This is a genomic window from Vibrio sp. 2132-1 (assembly GCF_033344315.1).
Genome location: NZ_JAWPON010000059.1, coordinates 1 through 1,405, shown reverse-complemented (window position 1 = coordinate 1,405; position 1,405 = coordinate 1). Strand labels below are relative to the sequence as shown.

Sequence of the window (1,405 nt, the reverse complement as noted above, 5' to 3'; positions counted from 1 at the left end):
TTTTTATGTACAATGTTGCCACCATTACACCATAAGGTATTTCCTTTGTCACAATTGCCGATTGAAGCCGTGATGCCCCAGCTACTTACGGCGGTCAAACATCAACATCAGGTTATTTTAAAAGCCGCGCCTGGTGCGGGTAAATCGACGTACTTCCCTTTACACCTTATCCAGAACCAAGTGGTGACTGGGAAAGTCATCATGCTTGAACCAAGACGATTAGCCGCGCGCAATATCGCGAGATATTTGGCCGAGCAACTTGGCGAGCAAGTTGGCCAGCGAGTGGGGTATCGCGTTCGTGGCGAGACAAAGGTAAGTGCTTCTACTCAGTTAGAAATTGTGACTGAAGGGGTCATGACTCGCATGATCCAAAATGACCCTGAGCTAGATGGCGTCGATTTGCTGATTTTTGATGAGTTCCATGAGCGCAGTATTCATGCCGATACGGCTTTGGCGCTTAGCTTGGAAGTTCAAGAAGCATTGCGAGACGATCTTAAGCTGGTGGTGATGTCGGCAACGTTGGATCAAGAAGCGTTGCAATCTTTACTGCCGGAAGCTTGTTATATTGAATCAGAAGGGCGCAGCTTTGCTGTGGAAACTCGCTATGTTCCGCTTACTGCCAACGATCATCTTTCAACGGTAATGGCAAAAAATATAGAGAGTTTGATGAATAAAGAGTCAGGCTCTCTGCTTGCGTTTCTTCCCGGTGTGGCGGCCATCAAGCAAGTGCAAGAGCGTTTATCGCACTTACCGGACGATGTTGAAGTATGCCCGTTGTATGGTCAGTTGAGCTTTACTGAGCAACAGAAAGCCATCTCTCCTGCAGAAAAAGGTAAGCGCAAAGTCGTATTGGCAACCAACATTGCGGAAACCTCTCTGACAATTGAAGGCATTCGCCTTGTGGTGGATTCTGGTTTGGAGCGCGTTGCGCGTTTTGACTTGAAAAATGGCCTTACACGATTGGAGCAAACGCGTATAGCTCAATCGTCAGCCATCCAGCGAGCTGGTCGTGCTGGGCGAATTGAAGAGGGGATTTGCGTTCGCCTCTATTCAGAAAGTCAACTCAAGCAACAGCCACAAGTGCCACAACCTGAGATTTTGCATTCCGATCTTGCGAGCTTGGTAATGGAGCTGGCGTTTTGGGGGACGACCGATATTCATGAGCTAAAATGGCTCGATATTCCTTCTGCTGCCGCGCTGCAACAAGCTAAGCAGTTGTTATTTTCATTAGGGCTTGTTACCGAGCAAGGACAACTGACTGCGGAAGGAAAGCAGGCTCATGACTTGGGCGTAGAACCTCGCGCGGCAGTGATGTTAATTAAATCGCAATCCCACAGCGATAAGATGGTAAATGTCGCTTTGGCGGCGGTCGCCCTAATTGAAGAGCCAGAGCGTAATGTAACGA

The 1,405-nt window shown here is 48.5% G+C and carries 1 protein-coding gene; it reads left to right on the top strand.

Features of this window, described 5'->3' with window-relative positions; translation table 11 throughout:
* Positions 1 to 12: 12 nt before the first annotated feature.
* Positions 13 to 1,405 (top strand): ATP-dependent helicase HrpB (hrpB, locus tag R8N47_RS23405; protein ID WP_318185879.1); only part of this gene is annotated, 1,393 nt, incomplete at its 3' end.